18 protein-coding genes are annotated in these 16,786 nt (G+C 66.8%); 10 read left to right on the top strand and 8 right to left on the bottom strand.

Annotation, left to right across the window (positions count from 1 at the left end; all coding sequences use genetic code 11):
• Positions 1-98: 98 nt before the first annotated feature.
• On the bottom strand, positions 99-563 hold the full coding sequence (locus tag ACT4OC_RS05145; RefSeq protein ID WP_444837892.1) for a hypothetical protein: 465 nt from the start codon (positions 561-563) through the stop codon (positions 99-101).
• Positions 564-816: 253 nt separating this feature from the next.
• Here ACT4OC_RS05145 and ACT4OC_RS05140 point away from each other — a divergent pair, with 253 nt between their 5' ends.
• Complete coding sequence (locus ACT4OC_RS05140; protein WP_444837891.1) at positions 817-1,947, top strand: M20 family metallopeptidase; 1,131 nt, start codon at positions 817-819, stop codon at positions 1,945-1,947.
• Positions 1,948-2,047: 100 nt separating this feature from the next.
• Here the strand turns inward: ACT4OC_RS05140 and ACT4OC_RS05135 are convergent, their stop codons facing one another.
• The 6 genes from ACT4OC_RS05135 to ACT4OC_RS05110 all read right to left on the bottom strand — a co-directional run bounded on the left by ACT4OC_RS05135 (position 2,048) and on the right by ACT4OC_RS05110 (position 8,005).
• Entirely contained in the window at positions 2,048-2,833 is a 786-nt protein-coding gene (locus ACT4OC_RS05135) for a DUF2076 domain-containing protein (RefSeq protein WP_444837890.1), read from the bottom strand.
• A 129-nt stretch (positions 2,834-2,962) separates the two neighbouring features.
• A complete protein-coding gene (locus ACT4OC_RS05130; protein WP_444837889.1) occupies positions 2,963-3,817 on the bottom strand; it encodes a ChbG/HpnK family deacetylase in 855 nt (284 codons plus the stop codon).
• Positions 3,814-4,908, bottom strand: coding sequence for a glycosyltransferase family 2 protein (locus ACT4OC_RS05125; protein ID WP_444837888.1), 1,095 nt, complete (start codon positions 4,906-4,908; stop codon positions 3,814-3,816). Before ACT4OC_RS05125 ends, ACT4OC_RS05130 begins: the two co-directional genes overlap by 4 nt.
• Before the next feature lie 80 nt (positions 4,909-4,988).
• On the bottom strand, positions 4,989-5,966 hold the full coding sequence (gene hisG, locus ACT4OC_RS05120) for an ATP phosphoribosyltransferase (protein ID WP_444837887.1): 978 nt from the start codon (positions 5,964-5,966) through the stop codon (positions 4,989-4,991).
• A complete protein-coding gene (locus ACT4OC_RS05115) occupies positions 5,963-7,105 on the bottom strand; it encodes an ATP phosphoribosyltransferase regulatory subunit (RefSeq protein WP_444837886.1) in 1,143 nt (380 codons plus the stop codon). The genes hisG and ACT4OC_RS05115 overlap by 4 nt, the downstream gene beginning before the upstream one ends.
• Before the next feature lie 147 nt (positions 7,106-7,252).
• Positions 7,253-8,005, bottom strand: a complete 753-nt coding sequence (locus ACT4OC_RS05110) for a 16S rRNA (uracil(1498)-N(3))-methyltransferase (protein WP_444837885.1) — start codon at positions 8,003-8,005, stop codon at positions 7,253-7,255.
• 186 nt (positions 8,006-8,191) lie between these two features.
• Here ACT4OC_RS05110 and ACT4OC_RS05105 point away from each other — a divergent pair, with 186 nt between their 5' ends.
• Together ACT4OC_RS05105 and ubiA are read left to right on the top strand one after the other, a co-directional pair.
• Positions 8,192-8,869 carry a hypothetical protein gene (locus ACT4OC_RS05105; RefSeq protein ID WP_444837921.1) on the top strand — a complete coding sequence of 226 codons (678 nt, stop codon included), beginning with the start codon at positions 8,192-8,194 and terminating at the stop codon, positions 8,867-8,869.
• Entirely contained in the window at positions 8,866-9,801 is a 936-nt protein-coding gene (gene ubiA, locus ACT4OC_RS05100; protein ID WP_444837884.1) for a 4-hydroxybenzoate octaprenyltransferase, read from the top strand. The genes ACT4OC_RS05105 and ubiA overlap by 4 nt, the downstream gene beginning before the upstream one ends.
• Before the next feature lie 131 nt (positions 9,802-9,932).
• Here the strand turns inward: ubiA and ACT4OC_RS05095 are convergent, their stop codons facing one another.
• Positions 9,933-10,457, bottom strand: coding sequence for a DUF6101 family protein (locus tag ACT4OC_RS05095; protein WP_444837883.1), 525 nt, complete (start codon positions 10,455-10,457; stop codon positions 9,933-9,935).
• Positions 10,458-10,726: 269 nt separating this feature from the next.
• On the opposite strand from ACT4OC_RS05095, the gene ACT4OC_RS05090 reads away from it, so the two are divergent.
• The 7 genes from ACT4OC_RS05090 to ACT4OC_RS05060 all read left to right on the top strand — a co-directional run.
• Entirely contained in the window at positions 10,727-12,145 is a 1,419-nt protein-coding gene (locus tag ACT4OC_RS05090) for a TldD/PmbA family protein (RefSeq protein ID WP_444837882.1), read from the top strand.
• Positions 12,132-12,941, top strand: a complete 810-nt coding sequence (locus tag ACT4OC_RS05085) for an inositol monophosphatase family protein (protein WP_444837881.1) — start codon at positions 12,132-12,134, stop codon at positions 12,939-12,941. The genes ACT4OC_RS05090 and ACT4OC_RS05085 overlap by 14 nt, the downstream gene beginning before the upstream one ends.
• Before the next feature lie 118 nt (positions 12,942-13,059).
• The gene (locus ACT4OC_RS05080; protein ID WP_444837880.1) at positions 13,060-13,308 is read left to right on the top strand and encodes a DUF4170 domain-containing protein; all 249 of its coding nucleotides are present in this window, start codon (positions 13,060-13,062) and stop codon (positions 13,306-13,308) included.
• Positions 13,309-13,318: 10 nt separating this feature from the next.
• Positions 13,319-14,032, top strand: a complete 714-nt coding sequence (locus tag ACT4OC_RS05075) for a lysophospholipid acyltransferase family protein (RefSeq protein ID WP_444837879.1) — start codon at positions 13,319-13,321, stop codon at positions 14,030-14,032.
• Positions 13,995-15,329 (top strand): 3-deoxy-D-manno-octulosonic acid transferase, encoded by a 1,335-nt coding sequence (locus ACT4OC_RS05070; RefSeq protein WP_444837878.1) that lies wholly within the window; start codon positions 13,995-13,997, stop codon positions 15,327-15,329. The genes ACT4OC_RS05075 and ACT4OC_RS05070 overlap by 38 nt, the downstream gene beginning before the upstream one ends.
• A complete protein-coding gene (gene lpxK, locus ACT4OC_RS05065) occupies positions 15,322-16,344 on the top strand; it encodes a tetraacyldisaccharide 4'-kinase (RefSeq protein WP_444837877.1) in 1,023 nt (340 codons plus the stop codon). Before ACT4OC_RS05070 ends, lpxK begins: the two co-directional genes overlap by 8 nt.
• A 192-nt stretch (positions 16,345-16,536) precedes the next feature.
• The coding region (locus ACT4OC_RS05060) for a hypothetical protein (RefSeq protein WP_444837876.1) at positions 16,537-16,786 on the top strand (250 nt) is incomplete at its 3' end.

Raw genomic sequence — 16,786 nt, 5'->3', positions numbered from 1 at the left:
CAAACTGCAACGGCCGCCCGATCGGGCGGTCGTTTTGCATTTCTATCACGGTCGAGCGAGACTCGCGGCCGGCGGCCTGTTCCTTGTGCCGAAGGGGATTACTGGCAGGGACGCATCCGGCCGTCCGAACCCTTGAACATGGTGCCGGGTGTGCAGGCAAGGTTGTTGTGCGCGGCGTAGGTCTTCCAGTCGCGGCCGCCGTAGCCGTAGCCATAGTAGTTGTAGCTGTTGTCGAAAGCTCGGAAGGGCGCAGTTGCGATCGCCCCCGCGGTCGCGACCGTGCCGCCCACGACATTGCCCGCCACCTCGGCCGGGCCGGCAGGCCTGCGAGACGCTTTCCTGCCCGGCAAGGCGGCGTTGGCGTCACGGATCCGCTGGCTGCGGTAGGTTGCCTGACGCTGAACGCGCTGGCCTTCGATCATTTTGGATTGCTTGGTCTGGGGCTGAGTGTACTTTGCACCCTTGGCCATTTTGCCTTCCGCCATCGCAGGGCTCGCGAGCACGGAGATGGCTATGGCCGCAGTGCCGAGGATGGCAAGACGTGAAATCTTCAGTCCCGTCATTGGACGCTCCCTATTTTGTGATTTGAGACCGGTGCAAGCGCGAAGTGCCGATGGACGTTCCGCGCGCGGGTCTCACACCCGTGTGATCCGGCATCGAGGTTCCGGGAACCGGGAATAGTCCGCAGGGGCGGACGGAAAGCCGACAAGCCCGTCGCGGGATGGCGCTCAATGGCGATCGGCGCGCGCGACGGATTTGGTGGTGCGCCCATGCTCCCGTCGATACAATCGAGCAGCAAGCGGAGCGAACAACCTGATGCCGATCGATCCTATCGAACTCTCGCGCGAACTCATTGCATTCAACACGATCAACCCGCCCGGGAATGAGCTGGGTTGCATCCGGCACCTGGAAAAACTTCTCGCCGGCGCCGGGCTCGAGACGTCGCTGCAGGAATTCGCTCCGGATCGTGCCAATTTGATTGCAAGAATAGGAGGTCGCGGCCGCAAGCCTCCTCTATGCTTCACCGGCCACGTCGATACGGTCCCGCTTGTAAACGCGCCCTGGAGCGTCGATCCGTTTGCGGGAGAGATCGTCGACGGCAAGATGTATGGCCGCGGCTCGACCGACATGAAATGCGGCGTCGCGGCTTTCGTCGCGGCCATTGCCAACATGGCCGGGCAGCTGGAAGGAACAAGCGGAGCGGTTCTCGCCATTACTGCAGGTGAAGAGATTGGCTGCGAGGGAGCGTTTCATCTCGCGCGCTCCGGCATTCTCGGACGCGCCGGCGCGATCGTCGTGGCGGAGCCTACTTCGAATGTGGCTCTGGTCGGCCACAAGGGCGCCCTCTGGCTCCGTCTGACGCTCAAAGGCGTCACCGCGCATGGATCGATGCCTCATCTCGGGGTCAACGCCGCCTTCAAGGCCGCCCGGGCAATAACGGCGCTGGAGAGTTTCCAGTTCAACGTGGCGCCGCACCCTTATTTGGGATCTCCGACGCTCAACGTCGGCACCGTGCGCGCCGGCCTCAACGTAAACTCCGTGCCCGATCTCGCCGAGATCGGCATCGATATCCGCAGCATCCCGGGGCTGGATCACTCACGCATTCAAGAGCATCTGAAGGCAGAGTTGGGTGACGAGGTTTCGATGGAGCCGATTGTCGATGTCGGCGCTGTCTGGACCGATCCCTCCGCTCCGTGGATCAAGGACGTGTATGGCGTCGTCGGCGAAGTCACCGGGCAAGACGCCGGCGCCGAACCCCAGACAGCACCCTATTTCACCGATGCATCCGCCTTGACCCCCGCGCTAGGCGGCCCTCCAACAATTATCCTGGGCCCGGGCGAAGCTGCGAAGGCCCATCAGACGGATGAGTATTGCTCTGTTCAGCGCATCCGCGAAGCCACGGAAATCTACACGAGGATCGCTGAAAGATGGGTGGGGCAGGGCTGAATAGCACCATGGTGAATTTCCGAGGCGCGGCGCGCCAAAACGGCCGCCCGATCGGGCGGCCGTTCTGTTTACGCCACGCTACCTTCGCAGCACGCCACGCTTACGCGTAATCGCTGTCGCCGTCGAAGCCGTCGGAATCGTGGTCCATGTCGTCGTCGCCGTCGTCGTCATGGCCTTCGTTCGAGGCCTGCTCGTCGTACATGCCCTGGCGCGAGGCGTAGTCGCCGCCGCCGCGGCCGGACGAGCCGATGTCGTTGATGCCGGCATCCTTGGCGAGGTTGCCGCCGCCCTGGTCGCCCCACGGCCTGCGGTCCTCGATGCCACCATGGCCGGCGGTGTCGCCAAAGCTCTGGTGGCTGCCGCCGCCCATCATGCCGCGGATGCTGGAGAGCAGCAGCGAGCCGCCGACCACGCCGGCCGCGGCTGCGGCTGCCGTGCCGAGGAACGATCCGCCTCCGCCGCCGGCGGGCACCGGCGGGGGCTGCGGCGCGCCATAGGGCTGGCCGTAGCCGGGAGCCTGTCCATAGCCTGACGGCAGCGCCTGTCCGGTGTTCCAGGCCGGGCGGTTGCCGACCTCGGGTGCGCGAACATTCGGCACCGAGCCGCGCTGGCCCTGTCCGAAAATGGTCTCGCGCATGGAATCGAGGAAGCCGCCGGATTGCTGCTGCTCGGGCCCTTGGCCTTCCAGCTCCTGGATGCGGGCATTGGCGCGCTTCAGCGCCTCGTCCTGCACCAGCACCGTCTGCACCATCGCATATGTCGCGTTCGGCGCGCGCCGCAGGCCGTCCCTGATCGCAGCTTCGGCGTCGGCATCACGCGGCGATCCCTCCAGCCTCGAAAGCCGGTCGAACAGTTCGTCAATCAGTTGGCGTTCCTGCGGTGTCATGGCGAGTTCTCCTCCGCTTCGGGAGCCGAAGCGCACGAAATGTAGGGGGCCTTTTCGCCGCCAGAAGGGGGAACCGGTGAATTAATTTTCGGTAAGCGACAAGATGACCGGTGGCATTCCGGAACTATGTCACCCGAGCGTCACCTTGTTCGCTGCGAGCAGCGGCGGGAAGCGTTCGCCGGCGAGGAAATCGTATTCGTGCTCGCGCTGGGTGGTCAGCGGATCGAGGCTCTCGAGCGTCTCGTCGACGAAGCCGGGATGGCACATCACGAGCCCGTCGTCCGGCAGCCCCTGCAGGAACTGTTGCATCAGGACCGCGAAATCCGGCTTGCGCAGGAAATCATAGGCACCGGCAAAGGCCGAATTGAAGGAGAGATTGGCCCGCGCGGCGCGCTTGCGGAATTGGCGGCTCAGCGCGTCCAGCAGCAGCGCCTTGGGCGAATTGAGCCGCTTCAGCAGCGGGCGATTGCGTCCGCCCTGGCGGACCCAGGCGTCGGGCGCGTGCGTTGCGGTCGCGCCGAGAAAGGCGTCGCGCACGACAGGAAAGAGCTGCGCGTGCTGATGGCCGTCGGCGAAGTGCGGCGCGTGGCCGAACAGGTCGCGGAACGCCGCGAACTGCGCCGCAATTTCCGACTGGATGATCTCGCGGTCGAGCCGGCGCACGAAGCCCCGTTGCAACATGGTCGGCAGGGCCAGAAACATGCCGCCGTCGGCGGGCCTGAAATGCATGGTCAGCGGCCGGAACGGCGCGGTCAGCGTCACATGCAACCCGATGGCGCAGCGATGGCCGAGCGCGTTGCGTTCGGTCACGACGTCCTGGAGGGCGGCCACCTCGTCGCGGCCGAGCGCGGGCGCCACCACCATGGCGGAGGTCGCGTTGAGACGGCCTCTTGCGATGAGATCGCGGATGGCGCGGTTGACGCCGGGGCTGATCCCGTAGTCGTCGGCGCACAGCCAGATACGGCGTGGCGCGCTGTCGCTCATCCGGCGGGGGTCCGCTCGCGCACGGCCTCGGGGGCCTTCTCGACGACCGCGTCGGCGGTCTTGTCAGCCGTCTTGTCAGCCGTCTTGGCCTCCAGGCGCTTCTCGCTGTGCTCGGCCACGAAGTAGATCGGCCGCGCCTTCAACTCGGAAAGGATCTTGCCGATATATTCGCCGAGCACGCCGATCATGATCAGCTGCACGCCGCCGATCGTCATCAGGCCGACCACGAGCGAGGGATAGCCGGGCACCTGCTTGCCGGTGGTCCAGACCTCCCAGAGGATCGACAGCCCGAACAGGAACGCGCCGCCGGCGAGGATCACGCCGAGCAGGCTCGCAAAGCGCAGCGGCGCCACCGAGAACGAGGTCAGGCCCTCGATCGACAGGCCGATCAGCCGTCCCGCGCTGAACGTGGTCACGCCATGGGCGCGCGGCGCCGGCTCGTAGTCGACGCGGATCTGGCGGAAACCGATCCAGCTGGCGAGGCCCTTGAAGAAGCGGTTGCGCTCCGGCAGTTGCCGCAGCGCCGCTGCCGCGCGCGGCGACAGCAGGCGGAAGTCGCCGGCATCCTCCGGAATCTTCTGCCGCGCGCCCCAGTTGATCAGCGCATAGAAGCCGTGCACCGCCTGGCGGCGCAGGAACGACTCGTTGTCGCGGTGGGCTTTCGCGGTATAGACGACGTCATAGCCGCCATCGATCCAGTGCCCGACCAGCTGCTCGACCAGCGCCGGGGGATGCTGGCCGTCGCCGTCCATGAACAGCACCGCGCCGCGCCGGGCATGATCGAGGCCGGCGACGAGCGCGGCCTCCTTGCCGAAATTGCGCGACAGCGACACCACCTGCACGTCGAGCGCCTCGGGCGGCAGGCCGTGCGCGATCTTGAGCGTGTCGTCCTTGCTGCCGTCGTCGACGTAGATCACCTCGCAGCCAAGCTGCCAGCGCTTGCCCAGCGTGCGCGCAAGGCCCGTGAGCCGCTCGTGCAGGGCGGCAAGTCCCGCCGCCTCGTTGTAGACGGGGACGACGATCGACAGCCCCTGCGCCGCGGCATTTGTCGCGGTCGTGGACAGTTTCGAGACGTCGCTACCCAGCTTCATCGATCGGGTTCCAGTGGTGGCCGAACAGCATATGCTACCTTCGCCAAGCTGTCGCCACGATGAACGGGGTTAAATTCCGTTCATCGCTTCAGGAATGCCTCCAGCCGGGCATACAGCGGATTCTGCTTGTCCAGCACGTAATCCAGCGAGGCGATCGAGACCGTATCGGCCCCGTGGTCGCGCAGGAAGCTGCCCAGCGCATAGAGCTGCGCCGGCGGGCAGTGCAGCGTCAGCATGCCCGACGAGGTCGGCCCGCCGAACGGGGCGACCACACCGAAGCGATCATGCGCCTCGCTCAGCATCTTGTCGTTGCAGCCGGCAAAGCGCGTGCGCACCTCGCGGTACTTGCTGGCGCGGGCGCGCGCGGCGATGTGGTCGAGGATGACGCGCGCGGTCTCGCGCGTGGCATCGTTCCAGTCGGCCTCGCGCGAGGCGACGAGATTGGCCTGGCTCTTCAGGATCACGCCGTCATCGAGCACCTTCAGCCCGTTGGCCGCGAGCGTGGCGCCGGTCGTGGTGATATCGACGATCAGCTCGGCGGCGCCGGTCGCGGGCGCGCCTTCGGTGGCGCCGGCGCTTTCGACGATGCGGTAGTCGACGATGCCGTGGGATGCGAAGAAGTTGCGCGTCAGGTTGATGTACTTGGTGGCAACGCGCATGCGGCGGTTGTGCTGGGCGCGGAAGCCGGTGGTGACGTCGTCGAGGTCGGCCATGGTGCGCACGTCGATCCAGGCCTGCGGCACGGCGACGACGACATTGGCGGCGCCGAAGCCGAGGCTGTCGATCAGCAGCACGCGCTTGTCGGCGTCGGGAATGCTCTCGCGCACCAGATCCTCGCCGGTGACGCCGAGATGCACCGCGCCGCGCGCCAGGTTGGCCGCGATCTCGCTCGCCGACAGATACGCGATCTCGACATTGTCGAGGCCGCTGATGGTGCCGCGATAGTCGCGCGCGCCGCCGGGCTTGGCCAGCGTCAACCCGGCGCGGGTGAAGAAGGCTTCGGCGTTTTCCTGCAGGCGGCCCTTGGAGGGCACCGCGAGTACGAACGGGACGCTCATGCCTTGCCCCCGTTCTTGCCGGCCTTGACCAGTGCATCGACCCAGATCGAGAAGCCGACCGCTGGAATCGGCGCAGCCGAGCCAAGCTGCGTCATCAGGGAGTCGTAGCGTCCGCCCGCCACCAGCGGCTCGGCGCCGTTGCCCCTGTGGTGCAGCTCGAATTCGAAGCCGGTGTAATAGTCGAGCCCGCGGCCGAACGAGGTCGAGAAGCGCGTCTTCTTCGTATCGATGCCGCGCCCCGCCATGTAGCCGACGCGGCTTTCGAACTGGTCGATCGCGGCCGATATGTCGAGCTTGGCCTCCGCCGCCAGCGCGCGCAATTGCGCCACCGCGCCCTCCGGCTCGCCGGCAATCGCAAGGAAGCGTTTGATGATGCCGATGGCATCGCGCGGCAGCGCGCCGGCCTTGAGCGTCGCCTGCTCGAGGAAGCGGTCGGCGATTTCGGCGACCGTCCGGCCGCCGACATTGGTGGTGCCTGCGATGGACATCAGGTCGGTGACGAGGGCGAGCGCCGCCTTGCGGTCGGAGCCGGCGAGTGCCGCCAGCACGCCCTCATATTCATGGTGACCCGGCGCGGTCTTCAGCGTCAGGCGCTCGATGTCGTCGGTCAGGCTGATCTTGCGGTTGAAATCCTTGATAAGCCGGCGCCGCCATACCGGATAGAGATCGAGCGCGTCGATCAGCGCGTTGAACAGCGCGACGTCGCCGGTGCGGATTTCGACCTCGCCAATGCCGAAGGCATTCGCCGCCTGCAGCGCCAGCGCCAGCATCTCGGCGTCCGCCGCCGGACGGTCCTGGCGCCCGAACGATTCGATGCCCGCCTGCAGGAATTGGCTTTTCCTGCCGCTGCGATAACGGAACACCGGCCCGAGATAGGAAAAGCCGGCGGGCTGGCCCGCGCCGGGCGAAGCCAGGTAATCCCGCGCCACCGGGATCGTCAGGTCCGGCCGCAGGCACAGCTCCTCGCCGGTCGCATCGCTCGTCAGGTACAGGCTCTTGCGGATGTCCTCGCCCGAGAGATCGAGGAAGGGATCGGCCGGCTGCAGGATATCGGGCTCGGCATGGACGTAGCCGGCCTGCGCAAAGGATTGCAGCAGGGTATCCGCCCAGGCGGCGGAGGGGGGCGCGGTTACGTTCATCGGACTGGTCCAGATCGCCGGAAATGCCGGTTCCAGCGGGGGTTAATCGGTTCCAAAATGGGGTTGGGCGAGCCCTTAGCACGGCCTGCCGGCGGATACGACAGGGATCGGGCAAAGGGCTTAATGGGCGGTGCCTTGGCCCGGCCGTTAACCTGGCCCGGCCCAGTCCCCGAGGGCGGCCTGTACCAGCGCCAGTGCCGCAACGCCAGCGGTGTCGGCCCGCAGGATCCGCGGCCCGAGGCAGAGGCGCAGCGTGCGCGGCTGGCGCAGCAGGGCCTCGCGCTCCTCGGGGGCAAAGCCGCCCTCCGGGCCGATCAGCACGTCGATCCCACCGCCATCGGTCCGGGCCGCCTTCAGCGCGGCGAGGGGGTCGGCGATCTCGGCGGCCTCGTCGCAGAACACCAAGAGCCGCCTGGCGTCGCGCTCGCTCAAGTAGCGCTCCAGCGGCAGCGCCGCTGCGACCGCGGCCAGACTGAGGATGCCGCATTGCTCGGCGGCCTCGATCACGTTGGCGCTCATGCGCTCCAGATTGACGCGCGACACCTGGGTGAAGCGCGTGGTCACCGGCTGCAGCTTCGAGGCGCCCATCTCGACCGCCTTCTGCACGACGTAGTCGAGCCGCGCATGCTTGAGCAGCGCGAACACGTAAGCCACGTCGCCGAGGCTGTCCTGCGCGCGCGTCCGCTGCAGGATGCTCAGGCTCTCCGGCCGCTTGCGCCCGGCGATGGCGGCCTGCCATTCGCCGTCGCGGCCGTTGAAGACGAGTATCTCCGCGCCGCTCGAAAGCCGCAGCACATTGCCGAGGTAATTGGCCTGGTCGCGGTCCAGCGCGACGCTGGCCCCTTGCGAAAGCGGGGCTTCGACGAACAGGCGAGGGGATCGGAAATCGAGCCGGGGCATTCGTTAATGTTTCTGAACGGCGATTTTAGCTGAAATGACGAGGTTTCAGGGTAATAATTGCGGCTCCGTGCCGCGCTGTTGCCCCAATCCACGGGTTGTTAACAGGCGGCGAGGATCGTAAAAAAGCCTCAAGTCGGAATCGCCTGGTCGGAAGACGTTGGGGCCCTTGCCGGAGATATACCCTTGATCATCCGTCGCCTGATTGCGCCGTTCGTCGTCGTCGCCGTCGCCGCCATCCACGCTGGGCAGGCCGGCGCGCAGGGCGCGTTCCCGGCACCGCTGCCGAACCAGTCGGCACAGCCGGCCAAGTCGTCGCCGTTTCCGCCGGTCAATGGCGCGCCGGCACAGGCCTCGCCATTCCCGCCGGTGGGCGGCGCGCAAGCGGCAGCGTCGAGTCCGTTCCCGTCACAGGGCGCTGCCCCGTTCGCCGGCGTTCCCCAAGGGCCGACCGCCGGCGCCTCGGACGCCTGCATGAAGGGCTTCGTCCCGCTGCGCCAGGAAGCCGAAAAGCGCGGCAAGCTGATCAAGGCCGCATCCGACCGCAAGGCGTCGCCGGACGAAGCCTGCAAGCTGATCGGTAATTTCAGCGCCGCCGAAGTCAAGATGATCAAATACGTCGAGGCCAACGCGCAGAAGTGCGGCATCCCGCAGCAGATCACCGATCAGATCAGGGCCGGCCACAAGAACACCGAAGCGCTGCAGCAGAAGGTCTGCGGCGTGGCCCAGCAGATGGTGCAGCAGAAGGCGGCCGCCGCGCCCAGCCTGTCCGAGGCGCTCGGCTCGATCTCGGCTCCCGAGGCGCAGACCACCCGCAAGGGCGGCTCCACCTTCGACACGCTGAACGGCAACGTGCTGACGCGATGATCGACCTCACCGCCCGCGTTGCCGATTCCACCGGCAACTGGGTGGATACCCACGCGCCGTCCTGGTCGCGGCCTTACCTGCGGCTCTCCCGTTTCGACCGCCCGATCGGCTCCTGGCTGCTGTTGATGCCGTGCTGGTGGTCTGCCGCGCTCGCCGCCGGCATCTCCGGCAACGTCAGGTCCTTAGCCCTCACCGTCGTGCTGTTCTTCATCGGCGCCTTCGTGATGCGCGGGGCGGGCTGCACCTGGAACGACATCACCGACCGCGACCTCGATGCGAAAGTCGAGCGCACCCGATCGCGGCCGATTCCCGCCGGGCAGGTCAGCGTCGCGCAGGCGTTCGCCTTCCTGGTGCTGCAGGCGCTGATCGGGCTCGCGGTGCTCGTGCAATTCAACCGCTTTGCGATCCTCGCCGGCATCGCCTCGCTCGCGATCGTTGCGATCTATCCCTTCATGAAGCGCATCACCTGGTGGCCGCAGGTCGTGCTGGGGCTGGCCTTCTCCTGGGGCGCGCTGATGGGATTTGCCGCCGAGTTCGAGCGCATCGGCCTGATCGCGCTGGTGCTCTACGCCGGCTCGATCTCATGGGTGATCGGCTACGACACGATCTACGCGCATCAGGACGCCGAGGACGATGCGCTGATCGGCATCAAGTCCACCGCGCTTCTGTTCGGCGAGAAGACCAAACCGGCGCTGATGATCTTCTACGGGCTCGCCGTGGTGCTGATCGGTGTGGCGCTGTATCTTGCCGCCGTGCGCTGGCCGGCGTGGATCGGGCTTGCCGCCTTTGCCGCGCATCTCGCATGGCAGATCAAGCGGCTCGAGCTCGGCAATTCCGAGCTGTGCAAGCGGGTGTTCTACTCGAACCGCGACGCCGGGCTGCTGCTGTTCGCGGGACTCTTGGTCGACGCGGTGTTGCGCGCCAACATGTAGGGTGGGCAAAGGCGCTCTTGCGCCGTGCCCACCTTCACCTGCGTGCTCTCGAAGGTGGACAAGCTTCCGCCTTCGCTCTTCGAGCTACGGCGGACAAGTCGCTTTGCCCACCCTACGTAGTTTCGTCGTCGTCAATTCCGCGCGATGATCTCGCGCTCGCCGCGGTGGACGGAAAGCTCGCGAGCCGTATCGCCGGCACGGCGGCGCACCAGGAATCGCGGGCGGCGCTTGGAGATGACGTTGCGGCGGCGGCGCCGTGCGGCGGGCTCGCGGCGCTTTTCTTCCGGCAGCTGCGGAAGACCGAAGATCTCGCTCCACATTGCGGAAGCGGCATCGAGCTCCTCTCGGTCGGCGCTGATGCCGAGCGGAATGGTCAGCGACGGATCGCGATGGATCAGCGCCAGCATCTGCGCTTCGCCGTCGATGCCGCGAAGCCCGATGCCGATGAAGTCGGATACCCGAACGTTGACGGCCATCCGCATGCCGGCAATCCGCCGGCGCAGCACGACGCGCTCGCGATGAATTTCGACCTGCCGCACGCCGCCGTCGGCGCGGACGTCCCGCGCTGAGAAGCAAAGCGGAAGGGAAAGAGGGTCGAGCCGCAAGCGGCTCGACCCCGCGGGATTGATCCCGCTTGGTTGTGTTTGACGCCTCACGGCTTTCTAGCTCCCCGCCGGAATTATGTTCCCGGTCGATGCGTGAGAGCTTGCCACAGGCCGCGCCGTTTCAGCTTAAAAAGGCTGGTTAATCGCGTCTCAATGGGCCTGCTTCTGAGCGCATGATTGACAACAGCTTGGCGCGCATGATTGACGAGACGTTGCGGGATTGTCTGAAATTGATGGCTTTTGCCGGCGCAAAATGCTTGAAGTCCCTGTGAATCAGGCACATCTCAGCAGTCTGCGCCGGCGCCCGCGCGTTGCCTCGAATGTCAGGAATTTCGTTCGTGATCTCTTCACCATCGGTTGTATCAAAGCTTTCGCCTGAGGCCGCAGCATCCGGCCTGTTCGATCAATCGGCGCTGTCGGCGCTCGCCCAACGCCTGGTCGAGGCCGCCAGGCGCGCCGGCGCGGATGCGGCGGACGCGGTGGCGGTGCGCGGCGTCTCGCAGGGTGTCGAGGTGCGCGACGGCCATGTCGAGGAATCCGAGCGTTCCGAGGGCGACGACGTCGGCCTGCGCGTGCTGGTTGGCCGCCGCCAGGCCGTGGTCTCCACCAACGACACCAGGGGCGACGGCATCGCCAGGCTTGCCGAGCGCGCGGTGGCGATGGCGCGCGTCGCGCCGGAAGACAAATATGTGGGGCTCGCCGATCCCGCGCTGCTGGCACGCGATTTCCCCGAGCTCGATCTGCTCGATCCCGATATTCCGACGACGGCCGAGCTCGAACGTCGCGCGCAGGAGGCGGAGGCGGCAGGCCTTGCGGTGACGGGCGTCAGCAAGTCCGGCGGCGCCTCGGCTTCGTCCGGCATCGGCGGTATGGTGCTGGTGACCTCGACCGGCTTCCACGGCTCTTACTTGCGTTCCAGCCACGGCATCTCGATGACCGCGATCTCCGGCGAGGGCACCGCCATGGAGCGCGACTACGACTACACTTCGGCGCTGCATGCCTCCGATCTCGCCTCGCCCGCAAGCGTCGGCGCCAAGGCCGGCGAGCGCGCGGTCGCCCGCACCAACCCGCGCAAGGTCGAGACCTGCAAGGTGCCCGTCGTGTTCGAACCGCGGGTCGCGGGTTCGCTGGTCGGCCATCTCGTCGGCGCGATCAACGGCGCGTCCATCGCGCGCAAGACCTCCTTCCTGAAGGACAAGCTCGGCCAGAAGCTGTTCGCAGACGGTATCCGCATTGTCGACGATCCCCTGCGTGCGAGGGGGCTTCGTTCGCAGGCCTTCGACGCCGAGGGCGTCAAGGTGAAGCGGCTCGCCGTCATCGACGAGGGCGTGCTGACCACGTGGCTGCTCGATTGCGCCACCGCCCGCGAGCTCGGCATGACCACGACCGGACACGCCCATCGCGGCGTGTCGTCGGCGCCTTCCCCCGGCGCCTATAACCTGCATCTGGAAGCCGGCACCGCGACGCCGAAGGAGCTGATCTCCGACATCGGCCAAGGCTTTTTCGTCACCGACCTGATCGGCTCCGGCGTCAACGGCGTCACCGGCGATTACAGCCGCGGGGCCTCCGGCTTCTGGATCGAGAACGGCGAGCTCGCTTATCCCGTCAGCGAGGTCACCATCGCCGGCCACCTGCTCGACATGTTCAGGTCGCTGACGCCGGCCAATGACCTGGAGTTCCGCTACGGCGTCAACGCGCCGACGCTGCGCATCGAAGGGCTGACCCTTGGCGGACGTTGAGCTGCAGGGCACGACGCTTGCGCGCGATGCCGCGCTTCTTGCGGATACCGTGCGGGAAGCCGGCCTGCTCGCCAAATCGATGTTCCGCACCGAGCTGAAGAGCTGGATCAAGGGAAAGTCCTCGCCGGTTTCCGAAGCCGATATCGCGGTCAACGATCTTCTGGAGCGGCGGCTGCGCCAATCCTCGCCCGGCTACGGCTGGCTGTCGGAAGAGAGCGCCGACGACGAATCGCGCCTGGGAAGAAAATACACCTGGATCGTCGATCCCATCGACGGCACGCGTTCCTACCTCGCCGGCCGCGACGACTGGTGCGTTTGCGCAGCGCTGGTGGAGGATGGCGCTCCGATACTGGCCGCCGTCTATGCGCCTGCCAGCGACGAGTTCTTCTTCGCCGCGCGCGGGCAGGGCGCCTCGCTGAACGACGCCCGCGTGCAGGCGAGCGGCGGCGATGACCTCGATTTTTCGCGCATGGCGGGTCCCAAGCCGCTGGTGCAGCGCCTCAACGATTCGATCGACGAGATCGCGCTGCATCCGCGCATCGGCTCGCTGGCGCTGCGGCTCTGCCGTGTCGCGCACGGCGCGCTGGATGCCGCCTTTGCCGGCGGGCAGAGCCGCGACTGGGATCTTGCCGCGGCGAATTTGATCGTGCAGGAGGCCGATGGTAAAATGACGGCGCTCTCGGGGGATGCGCTGCTTTACAATCGCCGGGACGTGGTGCACGGAGTGCTCGTGGCAGCGGGACGCGATCGTCATGCGCGCATCGTCGGGCATTTCAGGAACCGTCCGTTGCCCTGAGCCTCCCGCTCGCAACACCAACATCAGCCTTGCCGGGCATCTCGCAGCATGATCCCGAAAAGTGGGGACCGGTTTTCGGACAAGATCATGCTCACAAAGGACCAGGAAGAACTTCGACATGTCTGACAGTGCCCAGCCGCAGCTGCTCCATCTCGTTCTCGGCGGCGAGCTCACCGATCTGCAAAATGTCACCTTCAAGGACCTCGACAAGGTCGATATCGTCGGCGTCTATCCCAATTACGCCACCGCCTATGCGGCCTGGAAATCCAAGGCGCAGATGACCGTCGACAATGCGCAGATGCGCTACTTCATCGTCCACCTGCACCGGCTGCTCGATCCGGACCAGGACACGAAGTCCAAGCGTTGAGTCCGGGGCGTTGAAACGTTTCTTCCGCGACCTCCTGCGCAGCCACTCGGTTCAGCGTGCGCTCGGCGTGCTGGCGGCGGAGTATCTGCGGCTGGTCTGGTGGACCAACCGCTTCGGCTACGATCCCGCCAATGTCTACGAGCTGGTCGAGCCGGAGATGCCCGCCATCTTCGTGTTCTGGCACGGCCAGCATTTCATCACGCCGTTCATCAAGACCAAGGAGAGCCACCGCGCCAAGGTTCTGATATCGCGGCATCGCGACGGCGAGTTCAACGCCATCGCTGCCGAGCGGCTCGGCATCGGCACCATCCGGGGGTCCGGCGATCATTCCGGCGCGTTCCATCGCAAGGGCGGCGTCGGTGCATTCCGCGAGATGGTGCAGGCGCTCGGGGAGGGCTGGAATGTCGCGACCACCGCCGACGTGCCGAAGCGCTCGCGCGCGGCGGGGATGGGCGTCATCATGCTGGCCCGGGAATCCGGCCGGCCGATTCTGCCTTTCGCCATGGTCACCAGCCGCTTCATCCGATTGAAAAACTGGGACTCCACTACCATCAATCTGCCCTTTGGGCGCGGCGCTGTGGTAGGTATTGACGCCGTTTTCGTGCCCCCGGACGCCGACGCCGAGACCATGGAAAGACTGCGCCAGCAAGTCGAGACCTACCTCAACGAAGCGACCCGCCGCGCCTATGCGCAGGTCGGCCGCCCGGAGGCGGGCCTTGGCTGATTCGCTGCCGATGACGCTGCGGGTGTACCGGAAGCTGTCGTTCGCGATGGTTCCGCTGGCGCCCGCGCTGATCAAGAGCCGCCTCAAGCAGGGCAAGGAAGACCCCGAGCGCGTCGGCGAGCGGCGCGGGCTGTCGCTCGGCCTGCGGCCGCACGGCCCCCTGGTGTGGATCCATGGCGCCAGCGTCGGCGAGGTGCTGGCGGCGGCGGCGCTGATCGAGCGGCTGCGCGCGCTCAACCTGCGCATCCTGCTGACGTCGGGCACGGTCACGTCGGCCGCGATCGTGGCCAAGCGCTTTCCGCCCGACATCATCCATCAATATGTGCCGTACGATTCCCCGCGCTATGTCGCGCGCTTCCTCGACCACTGGCGTCCCTCGCTGGCGCTGTTCATCGAGTCCGATCTCTGGCCCAACCTGATCCTGTCGGCGGCGGCGCGCCGGCTGCCGATGGTGCTGATCAACGGCCGGATGTCGCCGCGCTCCTTCCCGCGCTGGCGCCGGGCGCTCAACACCATTTCGGCGCTGCTCGAGAAGTTCGAGGTGTGCCTCGCGCAATCCGATGCCGATGCAGATCGCTTCGCCACGCTCGGCGCGCGCAACGTGCGCGTCACCGGCAACCTGAAGCTCGACGTGGCGGCGCCGCCGGCCGATCCGGCCAGGCTCGAAAAGCTGATGGCGATGACGCGCGGCCGTCCCGTCATTACCGCCGCCTCGACCCATCCGGGCGAGGAGGAGATCCTGATCGAGACCCACCGCCGGCTCGCCGGCTTCTTCCCGGGGCTATTGACGGTGATCGTGCCGCGGCATCCCGACCGCGGCAATGCCGTGGCGGGCCTCGTCGCCGCAACGGGCCTGCGCTTCGCGCAGCGCTCGCGCGAGGAATTGCCGGCGGCAAGCACCGACATCTACATCGCCGACACGCTCGGCGAGCTCGGCCTGTTTTATCGTCTGGCGACCGCCGTGTTCATGGGCGGCTCGCTGGTCGAGCATGGCGGCCAGAATCCGATAGAGGCGGTCAAGCTGGGCGCGGCCATCGTGCATGGCCCGCACGTGTTCAATTTCAGTGACGTCTACGAGGCCCTCGACGAGGCCGGCGGCGCCCGCCAGGCCGACAGCGAGGAGAGGTTGATCAAGCAGCTCGGGCAGTTGCTCGCCGATCCCAGGGCCTGCGAGACGCAGGGCGCAGCGGGCGCTCGCGTCGTCGAGCAGCTCGGCGGCGCGCTGGATCGCACGCTCGCCGCGCTCGAGCCCTATTTGCTGCAGCTGCGGCTCGAGATGGGAGCCGCCAATGCGTGAGCCGGGTTTCTGGTACCGGCCCGCGTCCTTCAGATCGCATATGCTACGGCCGCTCGCGGCGCTCTACGGCGCCGTTGCCGCCCGTCGCCTGAAGCGCAAAGGGCTGGACGCCGGCATCCCCGTGCTCTGCGTCGGCAATTATCACGGCGGCGGTGCCGGCAAGACGCCGGCCGTGCTGGCGCTGGCGAAGCTGTTGCGCGAGCTCGACGAGACGCCAGTGGTGCTGACCCGCGGCTACCGCGGCCGGCTGCGCGGCCCGGTGCGGGTCGATGGCGCAAGGCACGGCGCGGCCGATGTCGGCGACGAGCCCCTGATGCTCTCGCAAAGCGTTCCCGTCGTGGTGTCGCGCGACCGCGCCGACGGCGTGGCGCTCGCCAAATCGCTGGCTGCGACCGTGATCCTGATGGACGACGGTTTCCAGAACCCGGCAGTCGCCAAGGATGCTTCCCTGATCGTGATCGACGCGCGCCGGGGCGTCGGCAACGGCCAGGTGATGCCCGCCGGTCCCTTGCGCGCCCCGCTGGCCGCGCAGATGGCGCGTACCGACGCGCTGATCGTGATCGGGGAGGGACATGCGGCAGACGGCGTGTCGTCCACCATCGCTGGCCAGGGCAAGCCGGTGCTGCGCGCACGCTTTGAGCCGGACGACGCATCACTGTCGGCGCTGCGCGGCAAACGCGTCCTCGCCTTCGCCGGCATCGGCGATCCCGCGCGGTTCTTCGACACGCTGCGCGAGGCCGGCATCGACGTCGCCGGCGCGCGGAGCTTTGCCGATCACCACCCGCTCACGGCGGACGAGGCCGCCAGCCTGGTCGCGGAAGCGAGCGGCAACGGCCTGACGCTGGTGACCACGGAAAAGGATCTCGCTCGCTTGCGCACGTCGGAAGGCCTGCCGGACTGGGCCCGCGCCGTCGTGCCGTTCAGGGTGACGCTGAAGTTCGACGATGCAGCCGCGCTGCGGCAGTTCGTGACCGCAGTGCTGTTCAAGGCGCGCGAGGTCCGTAGGGTGGATTAGCCGATTCACGCGCGCCGAAGCTTCAGCAGGCGAGATGCAAGGCGTAACCCACCGTCCATCGGCACCGCGGCGGATCACGCGGAGCCTGTCATCGGGCCGCGCTTCGCGCGGACCCGGTGGCTGATCCGCCCTACGGGCTGCGGCAAGGTTTAGCGGCGAATCAACGCTTGCCCGAGGCGGCGGCACGGCAGAGTGTTGCCATTTGATCACGATGGGCAAATCAGTTCGATTTTACAGAAGTGTGTCAAGCCCTTTGCGCAAAAAAAATTTCTCTTTACCGGAATTCCGATTTACGTTATACACCTCCCCAGCCCGTGCCACCGTGAGGGACGTTTCGCGATCGTCACGAAACGTGGTGCGGGTTGCGATGGGCCGCTTGCTGCGTCAGGTGACAGCATGATCCCGGAAAAGTGGGTGACCGGTTTTCCGATCAGGATCATGC

The organism is Bradyrhizobium sp. (assembly GCF_052389815.1).
Lineage (GTDB): Bacteria > Pseudomonadota > Alphaproteobacteria > Rhizobiales > Xanthobacteraceae > Bradyrhizobium.
Note: the sequence above shows the minus strand (reverse complement) of the source record. Positions and strands in the feature narration are given on the sequence as shown.